The 24,200-nt window shown below is 63.0% G+C and carries 24 protein-coding genes and 1 pseudogene; 7 read left to right on the top strand and 18 right to left on the bottom strand.

The window, feature by feature from the left end; translation table 11 throughout:
- Positions 1 to 52 precede the first annotated feature (52 nt).
- Positions 53 to 811, bottom strand: coding sequence for an alpha/beta hydrolase (locus SAZ10_RS21320; RefSeq protein ID WP_318611376.1), 759 nt, complete (start codon positions 809 to 811; stop codon positions 53 to 55).
- 71 nt (positions 812 to 882) lie between these two features.
- A pseudogene (locus SAZ10_RS21315) lies at positions 883 to 1,194 on the bottom strand (cytochrome c biogenesis protein DipZ); the annotation flags it as partial.
- Positions 1,195 to 1,418: 224 nt separating this feature from the next.
- On the opposite strand from SAZ10_RS21315, the gene SAZ10_RS21310 reads away from it, so the two are divergent.
- Entirely contained in the window at positions 1,419 to 2,792 is a 1,374-nt protein-coding gene (locus SAZ10_RS21310) for an IS4 family transposase (protein ID WP_318611561.1), read from the top strand.
- 97 nt (positions 2,793 to 2,889) lie between these two features.
- Here the strand turns inward: SAZ10_RS21310 and SAZ10_RS21305 are convergent, their stop codons facing one another.
- From SAZ10_RS21305 to SAZ10_RS21285, 5 genes are all read right to left on the bottom strand, one after another.
- A complete protein-coding gene (locus SAZ10_RS21305; protein WP_318611375.1) occupies positions 2,890 to 3,636 on the bottom strand; it encodes an ABC transporter ATP-binding protein in 747 nt (248 codons plus the stop codon).
- Positions 3,633 to 4,466 carry an ABC transporter ATP-binding protein gene (locus SAZ10_RS21300; protein WP_318611374.1) on the bottom strand — a complete coding sequence of 278 codons (834 nt, stop codon included), beginning with the start codon at positions 4,464 to 4,466 and terminating at the stop codon, positions 3,633 to 3,635. Before SAZ10_RS21300 ends, SAZ10_RS21305 begins: the two co-directional genes overlap by 4 nt.
- An 11-nt stretch (positions 4,467 to 4,477) precedes the next feature.
- Positions 4,478 to 5,401 carry an ABC transporter permease gene (locus SAZ10_RS21295; RefSeq protein WP_318611373.1) on the bottom strand — a complete coding sequence of 308 codons (924 nt, stop codon included), beginning with the start codon at positions 5,399 to 5,401 and terminating at the stop codon, positions 4,478 to 4,480.
- On the bottom strand, positions 5,398 to 6,390 hold the full coding sequence (locus tag SAZ10_RS21290; protein WP_412535271.1) for an ABC transporter permease: 993 nt from the start codon (positions 6,388 to 6,390) through the stop codon (positions 5,398 to 5,400). Before SAZ10_RS21290 ends, SAZ10_RS21295 begins: the two co-directional genes overlap by 4 nt.
- A gap of 86 nt (positions 6,391 to 6,476) precedes the next feature.
- Positions 6,477 to 8,120, bottom strand: a complete 1,644-nt coding sequence (locus SAZ10_RS21285) for an ABC transporter substrate-binding protein (RefSeq protein ID WP_412535262.1) — start codon at positions 8,118 to 8,120, stop codon at positions 6,477 to 6,479.
- A 60-nt stretch (positions 8,121 to 8,180) separates the two neighbouring features.
- Here SAZ10_RS21285 and SAZ10_RS21280 point away from each other — a divergent pair, with 60 nt between their 5' ends.
- Positions 8,181 to 8,489, top strand: a complete 309-nt coding sequence (locus SAZ10_RS21280; RefSeq protein ID WP_318611371.1) for a hypothetical protein — start codon at positions 8,181 to 8,183, stop codon at positions 8,487 to 8,489.
- A 97-nt stretch (positions 8,490 to 8,586) separates the two neighbouring features.
- Here the strand turns inward: SAZ10_RS21280 and SAZ10_RS21275 are convergent, their stop codons facing one another.
- From SAZ10_RS21275 to SAZ10_RS21235, 9 genes are all read right to left on the bottom strand, one after another.
- Entirely contained in the window at positions 8,587 to 9,654 is a 1,068-nt protein-coding gene (locus SAZ10_RS21275; protein ID WP_318611370.1) for an alpha/beta hydrolase, read from the bottom strand.
- A gap of 149 nt (positions 9,655 to 9,803) precedes the next feature.
- The gene (locus SAZ10_RS21270; protein WP_318611369.1) at positions 9,804 to 11,105 is read right to left on the bottom strand and encodes an epoxide hydrolase; all 1,302 of its coding nucleotides are present in this window, start codon (positions 11,103 to 11,105) and stop codon (positions 9,804 to 9,806) included.
- Between the two features lie 407 nt (positions 11,106 to 11,512).
- The gene (gene msrA / locus SAZ10_RS21265) at positions 11,513 to 12,037 is read right to left on the bottom strand and encodes a peptide-methionine (S)-S-oxide reductase MsrA (protein WP_318611368.1); all 525 of its coding nucleotides are present in this window, start codon (positions 12,035 to 12,037) and stop codon (positions 11,513 to 11,515) included.
- A 103-nt stretch (positions 12,038 to 12,140) separates the two neighbouring features.
- Positions 12,141 to 12,797 carry a VOC family protein gene (locus SAZ10_RS21260; RefSeq protein WP_318611367.1) on the bottom strand — a complete coding sequence of 219 codons (657 nt, stop codon included), beginning with the start codon at positions 12,795 to 12,797 and terminating at the stop codon, positions 12,141 to 12,143.
- Between the two features lie 95 nt (positions 12,798 to 12,892).
- Positions 12,893 to 13,645, bottom strand: coding sequence for an SDR family oxidoreductase (locus tag SAZ10_RS21255; protein WP_318611366.1), 753 nt, complete (start codon positions 13,643 to 13,645; stop codon positions 12,893 to 12,895).
- A gap of 58 nt (positions 13,646 to 13,703) precedes the next feature.
- Positions 13,704 to 14,006, bottom strand: a complete 303-nt coding sequence (locus tag SAZ10_RS21250; RefSeq protein WP_318611365.1) for a putative quinol monooxygenase — start codon at positions 14,004 to 14,006, stop codon at positions 13,704 to 13,706.
- Between the two features lie 54 nt (positions 14,007 to 14,060).
- Complete coding sequence (locus SAZ10_RS21245; RefSeq protein ID WP_318611559.1) at positions 14,061 to 15,317, bottom strand: epoxide hydrolase; 1,257 nt, start codon at positions 15,315 to 15,317, stop codon at positions 14,061 to 14,063.
- 163 nt (positions 15,318 to 15,480) lie between these two features.
- Positions 15,481 to 17,094 (bottom strand): DHA2 family efflux MFS transporter permease subunit, encoded by a 1,614-nt coding sequence (locus tag SAZ10_RS21240; RefSeq protein ID WP_318611364.1) that lies wholly within the window; start codon positions 17,092 to 17,094, stop codon positions 15,481 to 15,483.
- A gap of 42 nt (positions 17,095 to 17,136) precedes the next feature.
- Complete coding sequence (locus SAZ10_RS21235) at positions 17,137 to 18,351, bottom strand: HlyD family secretion protein (RefSeq protein WP_318611363.1); 1,215 nt, start codon at positions 18,349 to 18,351, stop codon at positions 17,137 to 17,139.
- Positions 18,352 to 18,466: 115 nt separating this feature from the next.
- Between SAZ10_RS21235 and SAZ10_RS21230 the strand changes: the two genes are divergently transcribed.
- Positions 18,467 to 19,153 (top strand): TetR/AcrR family transcriptional regulator, encoded by a 687-nt coding sequence (locus SAZ10_RS21230; protein ID WP_318611362.1) that lies wholly within the window; start codon positions 18,467 to 18,469, stop codon positions 19,151 to 19,153.
- Here SAZ10_RS21230 and SAZ10_RS21225 read toward each other — a convergent pair.
- Positions 19,135 to 19,260 (bottom strand): hypothetical protein, encoded by a 126-nt coding sequence (locus SAZ10_RS21225; protein ID WP_318611361.1) that lies wholly within the window; start codon positions 19,258 to 19,260, stop codon positions 19,135 to 19,137. The two genes, SAZ10_RS21230 and SAZ10_RS21225, sit on opposite strands and share 19 nt — an antisense overlap.
- Before the next feature lie 259 nt (positions 19,261 to 19,519).
- On the opposite strand from SAZ10_RS21225, the gene SAZ10_RS21220 reads away from it, so the two are divergent.
- From SAZ10_RS21220 to SAZ10_RS21210, 3 genes are all read left to right on the top strand, one after another.
- Positions 19,520 to 21,823, top strand: a complete 2,304-nt coding sequence (locus tag SAZ10_RS21220) for a PAS domain-containing protein (RefSeq protein ID WP_318611360.1) — start codon at positions 19,520 to 19,522, stop codon at positions 21,821 to 21,823.
- Entirely contained in the window at positions 21,820 to 22,206 is a 387-nt protein-coding gene (locus SAZ10_RS21215) for a response regulator (protein ID WP_318611359.1), read from the top strand. The genes SAZ10_RS21220 and SAZ10_RS21215 overlap by 4 nt, the downstream gene beginning before the upstream one ends.
- Positions 22,207 to 22,285: 79 nt before the next feature.
- Positions 22,286 to 22,927: a response regulator transcription factor gene (locus tag SAZ10_RS21210; RefSeq protein WP_318611358.1), complete on the top strand. Its 642-nt coding sequence runs from the start codon at positions 22,286 to 22,288 to the stop codon at positions 22,925 to 22,927.
- 17 nt (positions 22,928 to 22,944) lie between these two features.
- Here the strand turns inward: SAZ10_RS21210 and SAZ10_RS21205 are convergent, their stop codons facing one another.
- A complete protein-coding gene (locus tag SAZ10_RS21205) occupies positions 22,945 to 23,325 on the bottom strand; it encodes a nuclear transport factor 2 family protein (RefSeq protein WP_318611357.1) in 381 nt (126 codons plus the stop codon).
- A gap of 409 nt (positions 23,326 to 23,734) precedes the next feature.
- On the opposite strand from SAZ10_RS21205, the gene SAZ10_RS21200 reads away from it, so the two are divergent.
- On the top strand, positions 23,735 to 24,190 hold the full coding sequence (locus SAZ10_RS21200) for a (2Fe-2S)-binding protein (protein ID WP_318611356.1): 456 nt from the start codon (positions 23,735 to 23,737) through the stop codon (positions 24,188 to 24,190).
- The last annotated feature ends 10 nt before the right edge of the window (positions 24,191 to 24,200 follow it).

Here is a 24,200-nt window from a genome sequence, read left to right as displayed (position 1 = left end):
CGGCTTGAAGACTCCGGCAGTTCATTGCCAAGCTGACCTGTCCGAAATCGAGTTACTGGCTGACGCTTTGGGCCGCCTTTTCGATAACACTGGCGACCTGTTCCGGCTGCGAGGCGAAAACGGCGTGACTTCCCTTGATTTCGGTCACTTCGCTGCCGGCGCGCTTGGCCATCGTCCGTTCGAGATCCGGATTGATCGCGCGATCCTCGGTGGCAACGATTGCCCAGCTCTTTTTCGTCTTCCATGCAGGGTCCGCCATCTTTGCGGAAAATGCTTCCTTCGAGGCGAACACCTGCGATTTCGCCATGAATGCCGCCTCGTCCTTCGGCAGATCCGCGGCGAAGTCGTTCGGGAACGCCGCGGGATCGAGATAGAGATATTTTCCGTCCTTGGTCTCGCGGATATTCGTGCCGCTTGCCGGCTTGGAGCTTGCTAGGCTGCCTGCGCTTTCGCCTTTGTCCGGCTCGAAGGCGGCGACATAGACCAAACCGGCGACATTCGGCCGGTTTCCGGCTTCAGTGATGACCATGCCACCATAGCTGTGCCCGACAAGCAGGGTTGGACTGTCCTGAAGATCAAGAACGCGGTTCGTGGCGGCCACGTCATCACCAAGCGAGGTGATCGGCTCCTGCACGATCGTGACGTTGAAGCCTCGATTTTCGAGGATTTCGGTGGTCTTGCGCCAGCCGGAGCCGTCGGCCAGAGCGCCATGGACGATGACGATGTTCTTCACTTCGGCGGCTTGCGCTGCGGAGGCGATCACGCCGGTGGCGAATGCAAGCGCGAGCGTGGAAAGATAGCGGGAACACATGCGAGTTCTCCTTTGGTTGGCAATTGCTGGGAGGAAGGCTGTCAGCCGAACTTGGAGCCGAGGTAGGTCTAACCGGAACGGACGTTCTCGAGATACGGTCTCGCCTCGGCGCCCTTGGCCTGCGGCAACACAGGCGCGCTCGCGGCCATGTCGCGGCCGGCTTCGCGCAAGAGGTCCTGGATCGCCTGCTCGGTCTCGGCATAGTTGCCCTCGCCGAAGTGGCTGAAACGGATCTGGCCCTTGGCATCGATCAGGCAGGCTGCCGGCCAGTAGCTGTTCCGGAATGCGCGCCAGACGTGACAGTCGTCGACTATCGCGACAGGGTATGTGATCCGGAAATCTTCAGCCGCCCTTTTAACATTTTCGATCTTCCTTTCGAAGGCGAGTATGAAACGGCTCGGCTTCGATCTCGGGCAATGGCCAAGGCGTTCCACAAATCGCTTGACGCTGCTGCCCCTCACCCTCACCCCCTCTCCGTGAACAACGGGGAGAGGGTATTCTGAGACGATGCCGCCCCCTCTCCCCGTCTCTTACCTATCACGTTCACACTTCTCGGTTGCGCAGGGCATTGAAGCGCGATTCCTTGTTGACGAGTGAGTCGCTGGAGATGTCACATGGCAGGGATTGCGTACGAGCTGGGGCGATTTGGCGATCGCCGCCTGCAAAAAGGGGGGCCTGCTTGCATGCGAGGCTGGTTGCGCGACCGGGCTCGTGTATTCGGCGGCTGGGCGGGGACCGTGCGGGCGAGATGCGGTTCAGACGCTTTCTGCACAACAGGTCGGTGACGGCAGCAGAGATGTCGCAGCACGCCGGGGAACTGACTGCGCAGCGTGTCGCGGGCCGGCATGTGGTTGCGGTGCAAGACACCTCGGAACTGATCTTGGGCTCACGGCAGTCGCGGCCGGGCTATGGTGCGGTCAGCAAGGGCAATACGGCTGGCCTGCTGCTGCATCCGGTGCTTGCGGTGGAGGCTGGCACGGGAGCGCTGCTGGGCCTGGCCTGCATGGAGGTTTGGAACCGCGGCGCGGAACAGCTGCCGCCGCAGCGCCAGCGGGCGACGGCAGACAAGGAGTCGCGGCGCTGGATCGACAGCACAAGGCAGGCCGGCGCGGTTCTGGCTGCGGCGGCCAGCATCACCGTGGTGTCGGACCGCGAGAGCGACTTTTACGAGCTCTTCGCGGAGCGGCCGCCCAATGTCGATCTTGTGGTGCGGGCCTGCCAGAACCGGCGCATAGCGGCATCGCAAGGCGAGCCGGGCCTGCTGTTCGACCACATCGACGCTCAGCCCGAGCAGGGCCGCGTGACAGTGACCATTCCCGCGGCACCCGGACGCAAGAAGCGCGCGGCCACCTTGGCGATACGTTTTGCCCCAGTACTGTTGCGCAGGCCGCGCAACGGCGCCGATCCGGCTCTGCCGAAGACAGTTGCCGTGACGCTGGTGGACGTGCGCGAGATCTCGCAACCGGAGGATGGCAGTGACCCGGTGCATTGGCGGCTGCTGACCACCCATGGTGTCGCGACACTCACCGATGCGCGCTGGATCGTCGATCTCTACCGCACGCGCTGGACCATCGAGGAGTTCTTCCGCACCCTCAAGTCGGCCGGCTTCGATATCGAAGCGGCCGACATGGGCGATCCGCGTGCCATGATCAACTTCGTCGCCGCTGCCACGATCGCCGCCGTCACCATCAAGCAGCTGGTCCAGGCTCGCGACGGCAATACCGATCAGCTTCTCAGCGACGCCTTCGAACCTGATGACCAACCCGTCCTCGAGGCTGTCTCGGCCAGGCTCGAAGGCAAGACCGAGCGTCAGCGCAATCCTCATCCCAAGGGAACCCTGGCCTTCGCGGCCTGGGTCATCGCCCGCCTCGGCGGCTGGACCGGCTACTATGGCAAGCCCGGTCCAAAGGTCATGCGCATCGGACTTGCCGAGTTCCACGCCATCAAATTCGGAACCACGCTCAATGTTCTCGAAGTGTGAATCCGATAGGTCGTTTACGGGGAGAGGGCGAGGGTGAGAGGCAGCGCCAGTGGTAAACTATTGAACCGGTTGGCATTCCGCGTCCCGGAATCATTGCCTACGTTCGGCTGAAGCCGGCGCTCGCGCGGAGCAGGTTCCTCGTGTAGTCGGCGGCGACGTTCTTGGCGGCAAGTTCGGAAGAGGCCAGCTGCTCGACTTCCTCACCGTTCTGCATGACGATCAGCCGCTCGCACATATGGGTGATGACGGCGAGGTCATGGCTGACCATCAGGAACGTCAGATTGCGGTCGCGCCGCACCTGTTCGAGCAGGTTGAGCACTTCAGCCTGCACCGAGGCATCAAGCGCCGATGTCGGTTCGTCGAGCAGGAGGATTGAGGGTTCCAGGATCAGTGCGCGGGCGATCGCGACACGCTGGCGCTGGCCGCCGGAGAGCTGGTGCGCGTAGCGAAAGCGGAAGCCTGATCCAAGCCCCACCTCGTCCAGTGCGCTCAGGATACGCGCCTCGCTGTTTTTGACGCCATGGATCGCCAGCGGCTCCAAGAGTAGGCGGTCGACGGTCTGGCGCGGGTGGAGCGAGCCGTACGGGTCCTGGAAGACCATCTGCACGGAGCGATAGAAAGCCTTGTTGCGGCGTTCGCGAAGGGGCGCGCCATTCACAGAGATCGCCCCGGCATGCACCGGCACCAGACCGGCTATCGCACGCAGGATGGTTGATTTGCCAGAGCCGGACTCGCCGACGAGGCCAAAGGATTCGCCCGGCTGAACCTCGAAGCTGACGCCCTTCAGCGCGCGAAAGCCATCGAAAACGACCTCGAGGTCCTGGATCGACAATGCTGCCGTCATGCTGCCCATTCCGGCTTGCGGTCGAGCACCGGCAGCGGATGGCGGTCCGCGCCGATCTTCGGCATGCAGTTGAGAAGGCCCTGCGTATAGGGGTGCTTTGCGCGGGACAATTCGGCGGCAGGCAGCTTCTCGACGATCTTGCCGGCGTACATGACGATGACACGGTCGCAGAAGGAAGAGACGAGCCTCAGATCGTGCGAGATGAAGATCAGGCCCATGCCGCGGTCGCGCACAAGCCGGTCGAGGATGCCCAGCACCTCGAGTTGCACCGTGACGTCCAGGGCCGAGGTCGGCTCGTCGGCAATCAGCAATTCCGGCCCGGCCACCAACATCATGGCGATCATGGCGCGCTGGCCCATGCCGCCCGACACCTCATGCGCGTAAAGATCGAATACGCGCTTCGGGTCGCGGATCTGCACGGCGGACAGCATATCGAGGGCCCGCTCGCGCGCTTCGGCCCTGCCTATCCTTTCGTGAGCCCTGAGGGCCTCGACGATCTGGCTGCCTATGGTCATCACCGGATCGAGCGAATATTTCGGGTCCTGCAGAATCATGGCAATGCGCTTGCCGCGCAGGTCCCGGCGCAGCCTGGCGGGCGCCTCCAGGAGGTCGATGCCATCAAATTCGAGCTTGCTCGCTGTGACCTCGGCGCGCGGGTCCGTCAGCCCCATGATCGCGCGGCCGGTCTGCGATTTGCCGGAACCGCTTTCGCCGACAATGCCCAGCCTTTCGCGGCCGAGCGCGAAGGAGACGCCGCGCACCGCTTCGACGACGCCTGTGCGGGTCGGGAAGCGGACGCGCAGGTCCTCGACGGTGAGCAGAGTGCTCATCGTTAGCTCCTTCATCGCTCGCCCCTTGGATCGAGCGCGTCGCGCAGGCCGTCGCCCAGGAGGTTGAAGCCGAGGCTGACCAAAAGGATCGCCATGCCCGGCATCGCCGCCACCCACCATTGGTCGAGAATGAACAGGCGGCCCGAGGCGATCATCGCGCCCCATTCCGGCAGGGGCGGCTGGGCACCCAGCCCCAGAAAGCCGAGGCCGGCAGCGATGATGATGATGCCGGCCATGTCGAGCGTGACGCGCACGATCAGCGAGGAGATGCAGAGCGGCATGACATGGCGCAGCACGATGCGCGCCGGCGAGGCTCCCATGATCTCGACCGCTCTGATGAAGTCGGACGAGCGTATGGTCAGCGTCTCGGCGCGGGCAATGCGCGCATAGGGCGGCCATGAGGTGATGGCGATGGCGATGATGGCGTGCTCGATGCCGGCGCCGAGCGCGGCGACGAAGGCAAGCGCCAGGATGAGCTTGGGGAAGGCAAGAAAGATGTCGGTGATGCGCATCAGGATCGCATCGGTCCAGCCACCTGCATAGCCGGCCACCGTTCCGATGACGAGCCCGATCGGGGCGGCGATGATCGCCACCAGGACGATCACGTAGAGCGTGAGGCGCGAGCCATAGATCACACGGGAAAAGATGTCCCGGCCGAGATCGTCGGTCCCCATCCAGTGTTCCCAGCTGGGCGGCAACAGGCGCATGGTCCTGACGTCGCCGATGACGGGCGAATAGGGCGCGAGCAGGTCGGCAAGAATCGCGACGATGACCAGGGCGACGATGATCAGCAGGCCCACGACTGCGAGCCTGTTGGCGGTAAAACGCCGCCAGCTGATGTAGGCGCGTCCGGCCCTGGCCTGCACGCGCGACTGTGGCCGCTCCGTGAGCAGCCACTCGCGCCAGCTTGGTTGAGAGGTTTCGGCCGCGCTCATGTCCGCGTCCTCGGGTCGAGCAGCTGATAAAGCAGATCGGACAGGAGGTTGAGCCCGATGAAGACTCCCCCGATGACGATCGTGGCGCCGAGCACCGCGTTCATGTCCGCATTCTGCAAGGAATTGGTGAGGTAGAGCCCGATGCCGGGCCAGGAGAAGACGGTCTCCGTCAGCACCGAGCCTTCGAGCAGCGTTGCATAGGAGAGCGCGATCACAGTCACCAATGGCACCGCCGCGTTGCGCAGCGCGTGGCCCCAGACTATGCGCGCCTCCGACACGCCCTTGGCGCGCGCCGCGACGATGTACTCCTGGGAAAGCTCGTTGAGCATAAAGGAGCGTGTCATGCGGCTGATATAGGCCATGGAGAAATAGCCGAGCAGCGAAGCGGGCAGAATGATGTGGCGGAAAATGTCGCGGAAAGCGCTCCAGTCGCGCTGAACTACGGCGTCGATCAGGAAGAAGCCGGTGATGGGTGTGAAGGTGTATTCATAGGCGACGCCGATCCTGCCCGGACCCTCCACCCAGCCGAGACGTGCGTAGAAAACCAGCAGGCAGAGCAGCCCCAGCCAGAAGATCGGCATCGAGTAGCCGATCAGGCCGATGATGCGCACAGCCTGGTCGACCAGGCTGCCACGCCTGACGGCGGCGAGCACCCCGAGCGGGATTCCGAGCACGAGGCCGATGATGACGCCGAGCGTCGCGAGTTCCACGGTCGCGGGAAAAACCCGGCGGATGTCCTGCATCACCGGATAGGTGGAGAGAACCGATGTGCCGAAATCGCCCGTCAGTGCCTTTTTCAGGTAAAGGAAAAACTGATGCCAGAGCGGCAGATCGAAACCGTACTGCTTGCGCGCAGCCTCTACGACGCTATGCGGCGCGCGATCACCCACGATCGCAAGAACGGGATCGACCGGTATCACACGGCCGATGAAGAATGTCACCGCGATCAGCCCCAGGAAGGTGATCGCGGCCATCAGGAGAAAGCGCAGAACCGCCCAGGAGAGGGAGGAAGCGTTGCGGCGCTTCCTCCTTGGCTCGACGGTCGGAGATACGAGCGTCAACGCGTTATCGCTCGTTATTTGCTGACCGGCGCGATGAAGTTGGTATCGAAGGTCGGCCCGAGCTTGAAGCCCTGGACGTTCTTGCGCAGGCCGGCGACCTCGGTCTGCTGCCAAAGGAACGTGAACGGACCCTGTTCGCGCACTTTCCTCTGGAGATCGCCATACATCTCACTGCGCTTTGCCGCATCACGCTCCAGCAGGGCATCCTTCGACTTCTGCTGGATGTCGGCCGGCACCTCCCAGGCGTTGCGCCAGGCGAGCGTCTTGTTCATGGAGTCGTCGGCATTGTTGGGGTTGGTCGAGAAGGTCTCCGAATTGGAGTTCGGATCCCAGTAATCGACGCCCCATTGCAGGATGGCCATGTCGTGCTGGCGCGCGCGGTAACGGGTCAAGAGCTGCTTGAAGTCCTCCGGGACGAGCTCGATCTTGATGCCTGCCTGCGCCGCCGTCTGCTGGATCAATTCTGCGACGCCCTGTTCCGGCTGGCCGCTGCGCGTGTCCAGCGTCACCGTAAAGCCGTCCGCCAGGCCGGCCTTGGCCAGAAGCTCCTTGGCCTTGGCGACATCGAGCTTGTAGGGTGTTTCGTCGATCGCGCCCAGGATGCCCTTGGGCAGGAAGTTCTGGTGAATGACGCCGATGCCCTTGAGCAGCGTGCCGCCGAGCGCTTCATAGTCGATCAGGTATTTGAAGGCCTCGCGCACCTCCGGCTTGGCGAGCTTGTCGTTCTTCTGGTTCAGGCTGAAATAGAAGACGGTGCTCTTCGGCGTCCCCGTCACGGCCAGGTCCGGGTTCTTGCCTACGGCCTCGTAGTCACTAGGCTGTAGATTGCGGGCAACGTCGACATCGCCCTTTTCGAGCATCAGACGCTGCGTGGCGCTTTCCTTGACGTGGCGGTAGACCACGCGGGCGAGCTTGGGTTTCTCGCCATAATAATTGTCGTTGCGCTCCAACACGACGGCCTCGTTGGCGCGCCATTCGCGCGTCTTGAACGGCCCCGACCCGGCGAAGTTGGTCTTGAGCCAGCCGTTGCCGAAGTCGTTGTCGAACTTGTACTCGTCGCTTGGCGTGACAGAAGCGACATGATCCTTGACCAGCTTGCTGTCGACTACCGAAGCTACGGTGGCGGTCAGGCAGTTGAGCACGAAGCTCGGCGCATAGGCTTTGTCGACGGTAAACACGAAGGTCGACGGGTCAGCGGCTTTTGCCTTCTCGGCAACGTTGTCAGCGGTGAGGCCGAACTGCTGGACGATGAAGGCCGGGCTCTTGTTGAGCTTGACCGCGCGCTCGAACGACCAGGCTACGTCGTCCGCGGTGATCGGGTTGCCGGAAGCGAAGGTCAGGTTCGGCTTCAGCTTGAAGGTGTAGGTCAGGCCGTCGTCGGATACCGTCCAGCTCTCGGCGATGTCGCCGACCACCTTGGTTGTGTCGTTGATGTCGAGCTTGACGAGCATGTCGTAGGTATTGCCGGTGATCTCGCCGGTCGACAGCTCGAATGCTTCGCCCGGATCGAGCGAGATGATGTCGTCGATCGCCCAGGCCTGGACGAGCGTGTCCGGAGGCGTGTCGGCGAGCGCCGGGGCCCCAGCGAGCACCAGTGCTGCAACGGCGGCGCCAGCGAGAAGGCGGCGCGAACGGAACGTGATAGTCTCCAACATCATCGATGTGTTCCCTGGTTGTTAATTGTGTTGTTCCCCTCAGGCGCTGTCGCGGCAAGTCGAATGCAACGCAGCCAGTTCCCCAGGGTCAATCTTGGCCAAACCGTCTTCACCATATCCGGCTGCTTCGGGGGCGGCAACGAGCTTCTGGAAGTTAGCCCCTCACCGATAGAGGCCGAGTCGTTCAGTAGCCATTGGTATCTCGTCCAGCTACCAACCGCCTTGGTAGGCATTGCCTGCCGTTCACTTGTTTGCGCCAGCGCAAATTGCACGCCGGATGTTCACCACGACAAACGCACGCTGTTGCCGATGCTGATCGCCGGTCTGGCATTGGTGATCGGAGGCGGCGTCATCATTGTGAGCTTCGTGTGAAGCCGTCGGCATCCCCGGAGTGCTTGGCTGACAAGGTGCATGTCTCCCCGGGAGAGGGCTCGTGTGAGGGGCAGCACCAACCCCAAAGCCGAAGGCGCTAGCTACCGGCTGCCACCTCGACGACGGCATCAGCGAAGGCCTGCGGCCCTTCCTGGGGCAGGTTATGCCCGATGCCGCCGGTAATCACCCGGTGCTGGTACTTGCCCGAGAACATCTTGGCATAGGCGCTGGCGTCCGGATGCGGCGCACCATTGGCGTCACCTTCGAGGGTGATGGTAGGCACGGCGATGACGGGTGCTTGCGCGAGCTTTTTCTCCAGATCGTCATACTGCGCTTCGCCTTCGGCAAGGCCAAGCCGCCAGCGATAGTTATGGATGACGATCGCGACGTGATCCGGATTGTCGAAGGCCGCGGCGCTGCGCTGGAAGGTGGCGTCGTCGAAATTCCACTTCGGTGAGGCGAGCTGCCAGATCAGCCGGGCGAAATCGTGCGTGTATTTCTCGTAGCCGTCGCGGCCGCGATCGGTGGCGAAGTAAAACTGGTACCACCACTGCAGCTCGGCCTTCGGCGGTAGCGGCACCTTGCCGGCCTGCTGGCTGCCGATGAGGTAGCCGCTCACCGAGACCATCGCCTTGCAGCGTTCCGGCCAAAGGGCGGCGACGATATTCGCAGTCCGGGCGCCCCAGTCATAGCCTGCGATGGTCGCCTTCTCGATCCCGAGCGCGTCCATCAGCGCGGTCGTGTCTGCGGCGAGCGCCGCCGGCTGGCCGTTGCGCATCGCATCGCTCGCCAGGAAACGCGTCGTGCCGTATCCGCGCAGGTGCGGCACGATCACGCGATAGCCCTTCGAGGCGAGCAGGGGCGCGACGTCGATGTAGCTGTGGATGTCATAAGGCCAGCCGTGCAGCAGGATGACCGGCGCGCCGTCGGCCGGGCCCAGTTCGGCGTAGCCGACGTTCAGCACGCCGGCGTCGATCTGCCTGAGCGGACCGAATGAGTTCGGTACTGCCTGCGCCGCAGACCCCGTTGCCTGGTTCGTCCCGCTCGACGCCGCTTTGGCGGGCGAGTTCAAGCCAAGCTCGACAGCCGCGAATGTCATTGCCGCAGCGCCGATGACACGGCGGCGCCGCTGATCGATTGCCTCGTGGTCCTTGGCTTCGTCCATTGCGCAACCTCTGCGATTGTGTGGCGAGCATCATTCGGCGGCGATCGGCTCGCCACGCAAGCCGACCGCCGGATCAACGATTTGCGGCGGACCGAGCCTGGAGCCCGGTCCGCCTCGGGAGGAGAGCAGGCGGCATCCGCCCGCTCGCTTCAGATATCCTGACGCAGCGGCCGGAACGACACCCGCAACTCGTCGCAAAAGGCGTCCGGCTGTTCCCAGGCCGCGAAGTGCCCGCCTTTGGGGAGCCTGTTGTAGTGGATGAGCTTCGGGTAGGCCTTCTCGGCCCAGCTCTGCGGCGCCTGATAGATCTCGTCCGGAAAGGCGCTGACGGCGACCGGGATTTTGATGCCCCTCGGATCAAAGAAGCCGCCCGTCGGGTTGTGCGCATTGTCCCAATAGAGGCGTGCTGAGGAGATCGCCGTGTTGGTCAACCAGTACAGCGTGACGTTGTCGAGAATATCGTCGCGGGTGAGCCCTTCGGTTTTTCCATCGAACACGCGTGCAATGAGCTCATAGCTGCGTATGTCGTGGTCGAGCATCCACGCCGCGAGGCCAACCGGCGAATCGACGATCCCGTACAGCGTCTGCGGGCGATTGTTCATCTCGATGGCGTAGCCCAGCCCATGCTTGTAGAAGTCATCGAGTTGCTCGTAAGCGCGCTTCTCGTCCGGCGAGAGCCCGGCGGGCGGCGGGCTGCCGGCAGCGAGCGCCTTCGAGATATCTGCAGGAACGGTGGCCGCCATGTTGGTGTGGATGCCGAGCAATCCGGGCGGCTCCTGAAGCGCCATCTGCTCGGATACGGCATTCCCCCAATCGCCGCCCTGCGCGACATATCTGGTGTAGCCGAGGCGCTGCATGAGCGTCGCCCATGCCTTGGCGATGCGCACCGGCGTCCAGCCGGGGGCCGTGGGCTTGCCGGAGAAACCGTAGCCCGGCAGCGACGGGATCACCACGTGGAACGCATCCGATGCCTTGCCGCCATGCGCGGTAGGATTGGTCAACGGGCCGATGATCTTCATCTGCTCGATGATCGAGCCCGGCCAGCCATGCGTGACGATCACCGGCAACGCATTCTCGTGTTTCGACCGGACATGGATGAAGTGGATTTCCAGTCCGTCGATTTCGGTGACGAATTGCTGCAGGGCGTTGAGCCGGGCCTGCATTTTGGCCCAGTCGTAGTCGGTCGCCCAGTATTTCGCGAGCTTTTGGACGGTTGCGAGCTGCACGCCTTGCGTGTCGTCCGTGACCGTTTCCTTGTCCGGCCAGCGGGTCGCGGCCACGCGCCGGCGCAGATCGTCGAGGTCACTCTGCGGAAAGCTGACGCTGAAGGGGCGCATCTGGTCGCTACCGGCCGCTATGCTCTGCGTGCCGGACAGCATGCCGACGACACCGACGGCAGCGGTCGCGACAAGCAGTTCGCGTCGCGTGGGCGAAAGCGATGTTGCTGACATGTTGGTCCTCCTCTGTCCAATGACGCGCTCGGATGCGAGAGGAGAGATCGACTGTCAGCGGGCGCAAATCTATTACACCAAGGTGTCGGCGATACCTTTGGGTTGGTTGGAGCAGTGAGCAATCGGGTTGAGACTACAAGGCATGACGAGGACAGACATACCTGGGCAATCGCATTTGGAGGCGCGACGCTGATGACCCCCTCCCCCTTGTGGGGAGGGATTCAGGGTGGGGGTGCGACCGGCGCTAAGCCAAGCCGGAGTTGTGCCGTCTGATTCAGCCAACCGCGCAGGGTCATCGCGAGGCACCCCCACCCTGAATCCCTCCCCACAAGGGGGAGGGGGGCACTGGCGCCGCGCTATTCTCAACACCCCGATCGCGCTACCTGCCGCGATTTCCTACGTTGCCCTTACCCGGCCCGCCGGATTTCCTCGCGCTTGGGGAGCTTCCAGTTCGGCCGTGGGAAATGGCAGGTGTAGCCGTTGGGATACCGCTCGAGATAGTCCTGGTGCTCGGGCTCCGCTTCCCAGAAATCGCCGACAGGCGTCACTTCGGTCACGACCTTGCCTGGCCATAGACCCGAGGCATCGACATCAGCAATAGTCTCTTCCGCGACGCGCTTCTGCTCGTCGTTCACATAGAAGATCGCCGAGCGGTAGCTGGTGCCGACATCGTTGCCCTGGCGATTGCGGGTGGTCGGATCGTGAATCTGGAAGAAGAATTCCAGCAGGTCGCGGTAGCTGATCTTGGTCGGATCAAACACGATCTCGATCGCCTCGGCATGGCCGTCATGATTGCGATAGGTGGCATTGGGCACGTCGCCGCCGCTATATCCGACACGGGTCGAAATCACGCCGGGGTAGCGGCGGATCAGATCCTGCATCCCCCAAAAGCAGCCACCGGCAAGCACAGCGCGTTCGCTCGTAGCACTCATCTGCATCTCCTCTTTGTTCGGTCTTCAGTCGAAATATAGGGATTGCGAGCAAACATTGTGAGGCAAGAGCGACGTCTCGGCTGGATCTCCGTCCCCGATCCGGTCATTCCGGCAACGCTTTGCCGGCTTGCTCCGCGACCATGTACTGGGCGTACCAGGCTGGCCAGTTCTCATCGCGCTGGCCGCCATTGCGCTTCTCATGCTCGCCATGGGCGGTGGCTGCGCGTTTGAGAGCGGCCTCCAGGTCTGTGATCGACGCGAATGTCGTATCTTCTGCGTCCACGCGTCCGGGCAGCCGCGCCGTGATTTCCTGAAGGAGCCAGCTATTGCCGTCCGGATCGTTGAAGGTGGCGAAGGAATTGTAGCTGCGCCGCTCCGGGTCCGCGCCGCTGACAGTGGGGCCGCCGACGGCGGTGCGATGGAACACCTCGCTTACATCGGCGCCGCGAGCAACGAGCGCAGCGCGCGCCGCCTCGATATCGGATACGATGAGGTAGAGTCTCTGGGCCGAGCCCGGGGCTGCCGACGTAACGCCCTTGCCGAAGTGAATCGAGGTCGGCGAACCCGGAGGCGTGAACTGAACGACCCGAAAATCGTCGCCATTGGCGAAGTCGGCGTCGAGCCTCCAGCCGAGGCCGCCGTAAAAGCGCTTGGCGCGATCGACATCCGAAACAGGAATGACGACGACTTCGAGCTTCAGTTCGGCAACGGGGTTCGCGGTCCCAGTCGCCGCGCCACTGCCAGTCAGCGTATCACCCATGTCGATCTCCCTCGGTTTTGATCGTTTCGAGAATGGTGGCGGCGGGAGGCGCGATCAATTGCGCGATGGTATCGGTGGCTCGCGCCTTGCGCTGATCACGAGACGAGCTGCTGGCCGCCGTCTATGTCGTATGTCGCGCCCGTCAGTGCCGTGTTGCTCATGATGTGGACGGCCAGAGCGGCGACGTCGGCCGGCGTTACGACGCGCCGGATGGGCAATGTCGCCCTGAGCTCGTCGCGCCGCTTGTCGAGATTCCCGCCGAGCAGCGATGCCGATAGCGGCGTATCAACGAAGCCTGCGGCGATCACGTTGACGCGGACCGGCGCGAGCTCGATCGCGAGACTGGCGATCAGGGCTGGCAGTGCAACGCTGACGGTCGAGATGATTGCCAAGCCAGGCCGCGGGCGACGTGCGCCCGTGCCGCCCATGAATGTGAGGGATCCCAACGGCCGAACCTTGCCGGCGGCGCTGCGTGCGACGTTGAGCGCAAGCAGCAAGTGCTCTGTGAGATCGTGGCGTGCCTCCTCCGGCGACATCTCGAGGGGAGGGCGGTAGTGGGGAGCCCCGGCGGTGACCATCACATGGTCGATCGGGGCTGGCAGACCGTGGAAGAACGACTGCAGTGAGGCCGGATTGTTGGCATCGAAGGCGGCAGTGTCCTCCGCGCAGAGCTCGCGTGCCGCCTGATCCAGTCGCTCGCGATTGCGCCCGGTGAGAATGACGCCGGCTCCCTCAGCGCGGGCGCGTCGGGCGGTTTCCAGCCCGATGCCAGAGGTTCCGCCGATGACAACGACGGTTTGGCCGAGCAGTTCCGGTTCGCGGCGGATCGTTGTGGCGGCGGTGCTCATGACTCCTCCCACAGAAGCCGTCAGTTCGCCAGTATGACGAGCGGATCGCACAGCCGCGCTACGCCCGGGATTGTGCGATTGTGCATCTCGTCACCTGAACCTGTCGGACCATTTCGGCGCTCTCTTCGCGCCACTGCGCGATGGATGGTCCTGCCCGATGGGCCTCGAACGCCACGTCGTCTTGATAGACTTCGTAAGAGAGTAGCTTGCTGTCGTGATCGCGAGGTACCAGGACTTCGAACTGCAAAGTTCCAGGTTCATCTTTCAGGCAACGGGCTCGATGGGCCAACAACAATGGCAAGAACTGATCGCGGCGGCCGGGCACGACGTCGATTGTGACGATGATCGCAAGTCGGGTCATGATCGCTCCTTTGCTTGCTGCTACGATGTAGAGGCCATCGGGCGCTCCGCGTTGCTACCGCAACGGCCGGAATGCGGCGCGCAGCTCGGTGGAGAAGAGGTCCGGCTCCTCCCACGCGGCGAAATGGCCGCCCTTGTCGACCTCGTGGAAGTAGATCAGGTTGCGATAGGCGCGACGGGCCCACGTCTCCGGGGCCTGGTAGCTTTCGCCGGGAAAGACGGTGATGGCTACCGGCAGCGTAATCTCGGACGTCTTCTGCGCGGCTGCGAAAATAGGGCTGGCCCCGGCGTGCTCCCAGTACAGCCGCGAGGCCGAGGTAGCGGTATGCGTCACCCAGTAAAGCGTGATGTCGTCCAGCACCTCGTCGGGGGATTTTTCGGGATCGGTGCGGTCATAGGTCCAAGTCGAGAAGCCGGGATGCCCGAGCATCCATGCCGCGAGCCCGGCCGGGGAGTCCGTGATCGAATAGCCTATCGTCTGCGGCCGGCTGCCCATCATCACCGCATAGGACCTGTTTCCCATTTTGGCAGCCGAGCTGAGCGCGTCGAAAGCCGCGAGTTCCTTCTCGGAGAGCCCCGCAGGCGCAGAACCGCCTGCGGCCAGCAGCGCGGCGATCTCCGGCGGAACCGTTGCAGGCAAGTTCATGTGGATGCCGAGCAAGCCGGCAGGGGCCCGACGCGCCATGGCGCCGGAAACGGGAGAGCCCCAATCGCCACCCTGAGCGACATAGCGCGTATAGCCAAGACGCTGCATCAGCTCTATCCAGGTTTTCGCGATGCGATCGACGCCCCAGCCTGTATCCGTCGGCTTGCCGGAGAAGCCATAGCCCGGCATCGACGGCAGTATGAGGTCGAACGCGTCCTCGGAAGCAGCGCCATGGGCGGACGGATCCGTGAGCGGGCCGATGGTCTTGAGCAGTTCCAGCACCGATCCGGGCCATCCATGCGTCATGATCAGCGGCAAGGCATTGGGCACTTTCGAACGAATGTGAATGAAATGGATGTCGAGGCCGTCGATCGTGGTCATGAACTGGGGCAGAGCGTTCAGCCTGGCCTCCGCCTTGCGCCAGTCATAGCCAGTACCCCAGTATTCGACGAGCGGCCTGAGCTTCTCGGTCTGTATGCCCTGGGACTGGTCACTGACCGTCTCCCGGTCAGGCCAGCGGGTCGCAGCGATGCGCCGGCGAAGATCGTCGATTTCATCCTCCGGGATGCTGACGGTGAAAGGGCGGACTACGTCTCCTGCAGCCGCGACGCCAAGCGTTCCGGGGAGAATGCCGATGGCTCCGGCGGCAGCCGTAGCCGCAAGCAGTTCACGCCGAGTGGGAGAAAGCGATGTCGCTGACACTGACTCCTCCTGATCCCATCAATCGGACGTGCACAGAAGGATCAACTCGCGGTGAGCGGAAATCCATTGCACGATGGTATCGGCGATAGTTTTTGATCGGCTGACGCGGGGAGTAGTTCGTGCCGGCTCAATGCGCGCCCGCACCTCCGCCGCCGATGGCGATCTTTCGGGTGAAGAGCAGCGCGATGGCGGCGAGCGCAAGGACGATGCCGATCACGGCAAATGTGTCGCTGAAGCCCAGGATCAGCGCCTGACGATGGACGGTTGCGCCGATTGCGGCGATCGCCTTGGCCTGGGCGAGCGCCGGGTCCGACACGCCATGCGCCAGAAAGTACTGCGTCAGCTGGTCGATCCTGTCGCGCACCTCGTCCCGGTAGACGGTCACCGACTGGCCAATGATATTCGAATGGAACTGCTCGCGTTTGGTGAGCACCGTCGCGAGCGTCGCCGTCCCTACCGCGCCGCCGAGGTTGCGGAGCATGTTCGAAAGGCCCGATGCGGCAGCCGCCTCGCTCGGCGCGATGCCGGCTGTGGTGATCACTGTGATCGGTGTCAGCACCAGCGCCTGGCCGATGGCTCGCACGATGTTGGGCACGAAGAACTGGTCGCCGGCGCTGTCCAGCGACAGGGCGACGTTCATGAAACAGCTGGCCGCAAAGATGCTGATGCCGACGAAGCCGATCAAGCGCGCGTCGAACCGCTTCATCAAAAGTGGCACGAGCGGGATGATCGCAAGCTGGGGCAGGCCGGTCCAGGCGAGCACGTAGCCGATCTGCTCGGCATTGTAGCGCTGCACCTGGCCGAGATACTGGGGCAGGATGTAGACCGTGCCGAACAGGGCAACGCCGACCAGCACGTTGACGAGAACGCCGACGCCGAAATTGCGCTGCTTGAGAAGGCGCAACTGGACGAGCGGCTTCTTCACCGTGAGTTCGATGGCCACGAAGGCAATAAGGAACACGGCTGCAGTGAGCGCGAGCTTGACGATGAAGGGCGACTGGAACCAGTCGTCCTTGTTGCCTTCCTCAAGCACGGTCTGCAGCGCCGAAAGCCCGATCGCCATGGTGACGATGCCGGCCCAGTCGCCGCCTTTCAGAAGCGAAAGCTGCATCGGCTGCTTTTCGAGCGTCAGGAACAGTGCGACCACCATGATGATGCTGGGCGGCGTGTTGACGAAGAAGATCGATTGCCAGCCATAGGTCTCGGTGAGATAGCCGCCGATGGTCGGGCCGATCGCCGGCGCGAAGGTGACGGAGAGCGCGAAGATCGCCAGGCCGAACGGTTGCTGCGACTTGGGCAGCTTTGTCAGCACCATCGTAAAGGCCATCGGGATCAGCACGCCGCCGGCAAAGCCCTGCAGGCCACGCAGCACGATCATCGAGCCGAGGTCATGGGCGAAAGCGCAGGCCGCCGAGAAGATTGGGAACAGGATAGCGTTCGCCAGCATGTAGCGCCGGAACGAGAACACCCGGCTCAGATAGTCGGTGAGCGGGATCACCACGATCTCGCCGATGAGATAGGAGGTCGAGATCCAGGCGCCGTTGTCCACGCCCGTGCCGATGCCGCCCTCGATGTCGAGCAGCGACGCATTGGTGATCTGGATGTTGAGGATCGCCATGAATGCGCCGATCATGCCGGCCAGCACCGCGATCCAGGCCGTAGTGCTCGCCCGCTCGGATGAAGGCGCCGCAGTGACGGTGCCGTGAGAGCTGAGCGAGATGGTATTCGTCGTGGCAGACATCGCACCCTCCTGCCATAGCTTGGCCGGTGAGCCTGATCGCGCTTAGTTGACCCGTTCGGATGTCGAGGCGAGTTCCGTCGTCGCAGCCTTGGTGTCGATGGTCGGATAGACCGACATGCCCGGCCGCAGCACGACCGAAAGCGGGCTTGCATGGTCGAGCACGATCTTTACCGGGATGCGCTGCACCACCTTGGTGAAGTTGCCGGTGGCATTGTCCGGAGGCAGCAGGGCAAATTCCTGGCCGCTCGCCGGTGAAAGGCTGTCGACATGGCCCTTGAAGACCCGACCAGGGAACGTATCGACCTCGATGTCGACCGGCTGGCCGGCATGCACGTCGGTGAGCTGGGTTTCCTTGTAGTTGGCGACGATATAGGCGTCCGCGGTCGGCACCACAGCCATCAGCTGTGTGCCGGCCTGAACATATTGGCCGACGCGCAATGTGCGGTTGCCGATCACTCCATCAATCGGCGCGACGAGGGCGGTGTAGGACAGGTTCAGCTGAGCCTGGTCCCGGGCAGCCTGAGCCTGAGCGAGCGCAGCTTCGGCCTGGGCGAGCTCGGCCTTGACCACATCGAGCTGCCTCGTGGCGCTATCGAGCGCGGCCGTATCACGCGCCACGGCCGCGCGGGCGGCGGCGATCTTCGAGGCCGCTTCCTGGGCATTCTGTACGGTGCCATAGCCCGTTTTGGCCAGGTCGGCGTAGCGCTTGTCGTCCTGCTCGGCAAAAGTCTCATTGGCCTGGTCGACCGCGACCGTCGCCTTGGCAGCGTTGATCTGCGATTGCTGGGCGACGATGCCAGCCTGCTTGTTGGCGATGTTGGCCTTTGCTGCGTCGACCTGGGCCTCGGCCTGCTCGAGGCTAACCTTGAAGTCGCGGTCGTCGATGCGCGCCAGCACCTGACCCGCCTTAACCGCCTCGTTGTCGCCGACGAGCACCGCGCCGATATAGCCGGAAATCTTTGGAGCGATCGTCGTACTGTCGGCCTTGACGTAAGCGTCGTCCGTCGACACCAGGAAGCGACCGACTGTCCAGTATTGCCAGCCATAATAGGCTCCGCCGGCGAGAGCGGCGACAGCCGCGCTGGCAAAGAGCAGATTGCGCAGCCACCGCTTCCGCGAGGTATTCGGCACATCTGTAACCGCCGGGAGCTGGTGCGGGTCGGTTACGGGGAGCTCGCGTGGCATCTCGATGCCAGGTGCTGCCTCGGCGCTAGGAACAGCCTTTTCCATCGTGAAAACTGTCTGATGCTGGCTCATGGCCTTTACCTTTCCCGGGGCTACCAAAACGGTGGGCTTGCCCTATTAAGGAAAATCGCTATTTTCATAAATAGCTTGAGGAAAGCGGGCTGTCAATGGAATTTGGAAAATGGTCATGGTCCATAACACCAAAGTCGCAAAGCGACCACGCGGACGTCCGCAGCTCCGGCCTGACGAGGAGACGCGGCGACTCGTCATCGCGGCCGCGCGCCAGGAGTTTCACGCAAACGGCTACGCCGGCGCCAGCTGCGCGCGCGTGGCGGAGCGCGCGGGCATCTCGACAAAGACCATGTATCGCTTGATCCCGAGCAAGGCCGAGCTGTTCCAGAACGTCGTTTCCGAGCGGATTTCGCGTTTCATTCTGGAGATGGACGAAAGGGTGCTCGATGCGCTCCCGATCGAGGAGGCGCTCGAGCACATCCTCATCTCCTATGGCACCTTGACCTTCGACGAGGAGACGGTGCTGACCCTTCGTCTGGTGTTCGCGGAGTGCGACCGCTTTCCGGAAATAGCCGCCACCTTCGCCGAGTTTGCTTTGCGCCGCACAACCCAGACAATGGAGGCATGGCTGAACCGGCAACGCGACCTCGGAAAAATCGAGATCGACGATCCGTCGACCGCGGTCGGAATGCTGAGAGGCATGATGATCATGGAGCCGCAGCGCGCCATCATGCTTGGCCAGCGCAAGCCGCCGGGTCGCGCCGAGATCGCCAAGCGGGCGCGATATTGCGCACGCCTCTTCCTGGATGGGTGCCGGCCGCGAAGAGGTCAAAGTTCAGCTCCTCAGCGCGAGATGGCTTGAGCGTCTACTTCAAGCTTCTGACCAAAGCGCACCACACCTTCGAAGTCGTTGTACGGATCGATCACGAGGAGCGCGGTGGTCTCCTTCCCGTAAACCTGTGTCGTCATGGTTTCTCTCGCTTCCTTTGCGAAGCAGTCGGATCGTCGCCCGGTCGACTGATGTAGTCGTCCGTTACGCAGCTCCCTCTGTTCTGAAGCGCCGAAAGATCGAGTACACGCAGAGGGAAATCTATTGCACCATGGTGTCGGCGGTACTTTGGATGAATCCGCGCCCGGATGCCTTCAACCGCGAAACCGACACCAAGGCATAATAGACGCTTCGCGTGGGGCTGGCGCATCGTCGCCACCAAGGATGGAAAGAATCGCAATGGAGATTGATCTCGGCCGCGTATTGGACGCGCTACCGGCCATGGTCTGGACTGCAGCGCCGGACGGGCCCATCGACTTCGTCAATCGACGCTGGTCCGACTACACAGGTCTCGGTCTGGATCAGGTCCGCGGCCGGGCATGGCAACTCGCAGCCGACAAGGGCGACTTGCCGCAATTGCTCGAACGCTGGACATCAATTCTGGCGTCTGGGAAGACCGGCGAAATGGAAGCCCGTCTGCGACGCTTCGACGGAAAATATCACCGGTTCCGGATCCAGTGCGAGCCGATGCGCGACCATGCCGGCCAGATCATCAAATGGTGCGGAATGGCCACGGACGTCGAAGATTTGCGGCAAGCCGAGGAGACTTTGCGGCGGCGCGAGCTCGATTTTCAGTTGATCGTCGACAGCATCCCTGTTCCGGTCGCGGTCACGACGCCATCCGGCGAAGTCGAAGGTGTCAATCAACCCACCCTCGACTATTTCGGCAGGACATTCGAGGAGTTGAAAGGCTGGACGGCTTCCGACGTCGTCCATCCCGATGACCTCGAGCGGACGATCGCCGCGCAGCTGGAGGCACATCAAAAGGGAAGTGCGTACAACGTCGAGAGCCGCCACCGCCGCGCCGACGGCATCTATCGTTGGCACAATGTCCGCGGCTTTCCCCTCCGGGATCCGCAAGGCCATATCCTTCGCTGGTTCCACTTGTTGATCGACATCGATGAGCGCAAACGCGCCGAGGAGGCTCTCGCGGCGAGCGAGCGCAACCTGCAGGTCACCATCGACAGCATCCCTGTGCTGGCCTGGTCGGCGCGGCCGGACGGAACCGCCGAGTTCCTGAGCAGGCACTATCTCGACTACGTCGGCTTCTCCGCGGAGCAGGCGCGCGATTGGGGCTGGACGGCCGCAGTCCATCCGGATGACCTGGGCGGGCTGGCGGCTACCTGGCAGGCAATACTCGCTTCCGGAAAACCAGGTGAGGCGGAAGCTCGGCTGCGACGTCGCGATGGCGAATATCGATGGTGGCTGTTCCGCGTGAACCCATTCCGGGACGAAACGGGCAGCATCGTCAAATGGTACGGGGTCAACACCGACATCGACGACCGGAAACGCGCGGAAGAGGCGCTCAAGCGTAGCGAAGCGTTCCTGGCGGAAGGACAGCACCTCGCTCGAATGGGCAACCTGTCCTGGCATGTCGCAAGCGGCGAGGTCATCTGGTCGGAGCAGCTCTACCGCATCTTCGAGTTCGAGCCGGGTACCGTGGTGACGCTCGAGCGGATCGCAAGCCGGGTCCATCCCGAAGACATGCCGCTGATGATGGACATGATTGAACGAGCGCAACGTGGCGAAAGCAACTTCGAATACCAGCATCGGATCACGCTGCCCGACCAGTCGATCAAGTACCTGCACCTGATCGCACACCGGGCCGGGGACGGTAGCGATCAGGTCGAGTATATCGGGGCCGTCCTGGATGTGACCCAGCGCCGGCACTCGGAAGAAGCGCTCGAGAAGCTTCGATCCGAACTTGCGCAGGTCACCCGGATCATGAGCCTTGGCGCGCTGACGGCATCGATCGCCCATGAAGTCAATCAGCCGCTGTCGGGCATCGTCACGAACGCCAGCACGTGCCTGCGCATGCTGTCGGCCGACCCACCGAATATCGAGGTCGCGCAGGAGACTGCGCGCCGTACCATCCGCGACGGCAATCGCGCTGCCGACGTCATCTCGCGATTGCGCTCGCTCTTCAGCAAAAGGACCGTCGCCATCGAACCGGTGGATCTGAACGAGGCCGTTCGGGAGGTAATTGCGTTGGCGTGGGGCGACCTGCAGCGGAGCCGCGTGGTGCTGCGCACCGAGCTCGCCGCCGGACTTCCGCTCGCTGGCGGTGACCGTATCCAGCTTCAGCAGGTGATCATGAACCTGCTGCGCAACGCGTCCGATGCCATGAGCGGCATCGACGATCGTCCACGGCGATTGCTCATCAGGACCGAACCGGGCGAGGAACATCACGTGAAGCTGACCGTGCAGGATGCCGGCGTCGGCTTCAGGCCCGAGGCGATGGAGCAGCTCTTTCAAGCCTTCTACACGACCAAGAGCGATGGCATGGGGATCGGGCTGGCGGTCAGCCGCTCCATCATCGAGAGCCATGGCGGGCGCCTGTGGACGAAACCGAACGTTGGCCCGGGCGCTACATTCTCCTTCGCCATCCCTCAATATTCGAGGGATCATGCTGCCGCGCAGCACCCAGGCGCATCGCGGCCCCCTACTGCCGGCAATGCCCAGAGTTCAGCGGGGGTCCAATGACAACTACCCTTCCGCTCGTGTCGGTCGTAGATGACGACGAATCCGTGCGCGAGTCCCTGCCAGACCTGCTGAGAGCCTTCGGTTTCAGCGCCATGGCATTCTCCTCGGCGGAAGAATTCCTGGCGTCGGGCAGCGTTGCCCAGACCAGGTGCCTGGTGCTGGATGTCGCCATGCCCGGCATGACAGGACCTGAGCTGCAAAGTGAGCTGCAGCGTCGCGGGGAGTCGATTCCGATCGTCTTCATCACGGCGCACAAGGACGATACGGTGAGGCCGCGCCTCATGGGACAAGGAGCGGCGGACTGTTTGTTCAAGCCGTTCAGCGATACGGCTCTTCAGGAGGCGCTCAAGGCGGCTCTGGGTCCGCTGACCACTGCGTCTTGATATCTTCATCATCGAGGGGATAATTGCGATGCACTCGGAACTGGCGGTTGCACCGGGCGATGGGGCGAGGTCGGCATCAATGTCACACGAAACCCCTGTCGTGTATGTCGTCGACGATGACGTATCGGTGCGTGAATCCCTGGAGTTGCTGATCCGCTCCGCCGGCTGGCAGCCGGAGACATGCGGGTCGGCCCAGGAATTCCTGGACCGCCCCAGACCGCTGGTCCCGAACTGTCTGATCCTTGACGTCAATCTTCCCGATCTCAACGGTCTCGACCTGCAGAGGCTCGTTTCCGTCGAACGGACCGACATGCCGATCATTTTCGTGACCGGCTATGCCGACGTGCCGGTGACGGTAAAGGCAATGAAGGCCGGCGCGGTCGAGTTTCTGATGAAGCCGTTCAGCGACGAGGCGCTGCTGAGTGCGGTCGAACAGGCACTCGATCGCAGCAGGACCGCGCTTGTCCTCGACAGGGAGCTGCGGACGCTCAGGGATCGTCACGCTTCGCTCAGCCGACGCGAGCAGGAGGTGATGACGCTGGTCGTCTCCGGACTGCTGAACAAGCAGGTCGGCTTCGAGCTGGGCATCAGTGAGATCACGGTGAAGGCGCATCGGGGCCAGGTGATGCGAAAGATGATGGCCCGTTCGCTGCCGGAGCTGGTGAACATGGCGGCGAGGCTGAGCCTTTCGGACGCGCGGCGTGAATCGGAACGAAGATAGAAACCTGCGGCGAGGTTTCACGACATCCGCTCGACCCATTGCGCGCGCGAAGGTCCCGGCGTGAACGGATCGCCGAAATACTGTGTCTCGCGGGCCACCTTCCCGTCGAGGAACTCCATAATGCTCACTGTGTAAGACGGCTGCCCGTCATAGGTTAGCAGATATTCGGTGATCCAGAGGTCGCCCGAGCCGATTATCCGCCGCACCGTGAAGCGCTTCCGGTTCGGCTGTGCGGCGCGCGACGCCTGAATCCTTTCTCTCCCGCGGATGCGCTCGCCCGATTGCGGATATTCGAGCACCGCGTCCTCTCGGTAGATCTGGTGCTCCACTTCGAAGTCGTTCGTATCGGAAGCGCTCCAATGCCGATCCAGAGCCACCCGCACGGTTCGCTCATCCATCTCGTTCTCCCGGCTACCGTTTCGGCTGGATATTCAGGGGCGGATTGTCCAACGTGATTCGCCAATTTGCCGGTGACGATCGAGCGAGCCGACCCTGCGGGGTGTTCGTATTCGCTTCCACATGTGCCTCCCGCGGCAACACGGTCGGGTGCCCGGACTCTGAGGCCGGCACGAGAAGGCCGCTATTGAACGATGGTATCGTCGAGACCATGGTATCGGGCCGGCGTCGAGAGCATCCGTATCAGGGGGGTGCTCTCATCACCTATCCCAACCTATCAGCAACACCATTGTACTATAGATTCGGAGCCCCTTCCGCACTTCTTATTCCCCGATAGAGCGAGCTGTAAGGCGCGGCCAACATCGCGCCGCTCTTCAATCTGCAGTGACGCGGACCACCTCGGAGGAACCCATGGCCTTCACCATCAAAGTCAACGGTCAGGCGCATAGCGTCGATGTCGATGACGACACGCCACTTCTGTGGGTGCTGCGCGACGTGCTCGGTATGACCGGAACCAAATTCGGATGTGGCATGGCGCTGTGTGGCGCTTGCACCGTGCATGTCGACGGGGCGCCAGTTCGATCCTGCATCACAACGATGGACAGTATCGGCGAATCCGAGATCACCACGATCGAGGCGATCGGTGGGACGGCGGCCGGTGCCAAGGTGCAGCAAGCCTGGCTCGATCATGAGGTGCCGCAATGCGGCTACTGCCAGTCTGGCCAGATCATGTCCGCCGCAGCGCTGCTCGCAGGCAATCCGCACCCGACCGATTCCGACATAAGCGACGCGATGTCCGGCAATATTTGCCGCTGTGGGACCTATCTGCGCATCCGCGAGGCAATCAAGCACGCGGCCGCGGGCTGAAAGGGGAGGC

Origin of the sequence: Mesorhizobium sp. BAC0120, assembly GCF_033542235.1 — a bacterium.
Lineage (GTDB): Bacteria > Pseudomonadota > Alphaproteobacteria > Rhizobiales > Rhizobiaceae > JAWRCU01.
The sequence above is the reverse complement of the archived record's forward strand: the minus strand, read 5'-3'. Positions and strand labels throughout refer to the sequence as shown.